Source organism: Paramagnetospirillum caucaseum (assembly GCF_000342045.1).
GTDB classification, from domain to species: domain Bacteria; phylum Pseudomonadota; class Alphaproteobacteria; order Rhodospirillales; family Magnetospirillaceae; genus Phaeospirillum; species Phaeospirillum caucaseum.
Window position 1 is genome coordinate 1 of the sequence record NZ_AONQ01000187.1, and the last position, 760, is coordinate 760.

At 60.5% G+C, this 760-nt stretch carries 1 protein-coding gene; it reads right to left on the bottom strand.

Translation table 11 applies throughout. From position 1 onward, the window contains the following. Nucleotides 1-648, bottom strand: a 648-nt coding sequence (locus tag H261_RS22930) for a DNA cytosine methyltransferase (RefSeq protein ID WP_008622826.1), incomplete at its 3' end; no start/stop codon positions are given. Nucleotides 649-760 lie beyond the last annotated feature (112 nt).

The following is a 760-nucleotide window of genomic DNA, read 5'->3' on the forward strand; positions in this document are numbered from 1 at the left end:
AGGATTCCAGCACAAGCTTTCGCGCTCAAAAAGTACCGCTGCGGCAGGTCGCCAGTCTCCAAGACATCCGACAACAAACATACGCTCGCGGCGTTGGGCCAGGCCGAAGTATTGAGCGTCAAGAATTCGATAGGAGAACCCATACCCGATTTCTGAAAGTCCGGCCAAGAAGCACTGGAAGGCGTGTAGTTCTTCTGAATAATACTCGTCTTCAAGATCCACTTCCGCGCCGTCGCATCCCATATCCAGCGGGTCCGGCGGCGGACATGGATCGGGCGCCGCGTGACTGAGACTTGAAGTGACACCGGGGACATTCTCCCAAACCAGCCAGCGGGGCCTAAGGCGGTCAGCAAGCTTGAGATACTCGAGGGCCAGGTTACCACGGTCGTCAGCCAACCCACCTCGGAGGCCGGCGACGCTGAAGCTCTGGCAGGGGGTTCCGCCGACAAGAAGGTCAATTGGCTCATAGTCGCCCGCCTGGATGGTGGTGAAGTCGCCATGGATCGGCACATCCGGCCAGTGATGGGCCAGGACGGCGCGGGGGAATTTTTCGATTTCGGCGAAGAAGGAGGGCCTCCAGCCGAGCTGATGCCACGCCACCGTGGCGGCTTCGATGCCGGAGCAGATGGAGCCATAAACGAGGGTCATCCCACTCTCCTCGCGCGGGCCGCTATGGATTGATGGTGCATGCGGTTTCCCCTGGTGATGGTCAGCGATGCGCCGGGGCCTGGACCGGCATGGCATCGCGGCTATTGCAGAT